The 508-nt window shown below is 53.5% G+C and carries 1 protein-coding gene; it reads right to left on the bottom strand.

What is annotated here, in order from left to right; all coding sequences use genetic code 11:
- Positions 1 to 508: OPT family oligopeptide transporter (locus tag ACTHUM_RS18810; RefSeq protein WP_440403799.1), on the bottom strand; the 508-nt coding region annotated here is incomplete at both ends.

The raw sequence follows: 508 nt of genomic DNA, 5'->3' as shown, positions 1-508 counted from the left end.
ATGTGAAATCAACCGCGATCAACGCCACGCCGATGGCCACGCCGGTGAAAATATAATCCCATTGCAGATTGTGCGAGAAAATACCTTGGGCGATGGTGGTCATCAAAGTTGCCTGAGGCGCGGCAAGTGCTTGGGCCGCATCCATGCCTTCACGCGGCATCGCGCCGGTAAAGCCGTAGGCTTCATACAAAAGCTCCAACACAGGCGAAATCACCAATGCACCGACAACGCAACCGACAATCAGCGCAACCTGCTGTTTCCAAGGCGTCGCTTTTACCAGATAACCCGTTTTCAAATCCTGCAGGTTGTCATTGGAAATCGAAGCCACACAAATCACAGACGCGCCGCAAAACAGCGTCAATGCCAGCAGGAATTTGCGGTTTGCCTCATCCACCATCAAGCCGCCGGATTCGCCGACCAGCAGCAACACCAGTGAAATAATGACGATAGAGACGATGCCCACACCCGAAATCGGGCTGGAAGACGAACCGACCAAACCGGCCATATA

Source organism: Neisseria sp. P0021.S006 (assembly GCF_051956895.1).
This window is presented reverse-complemented; position numbering and strand designations above follow the sequence as displayed.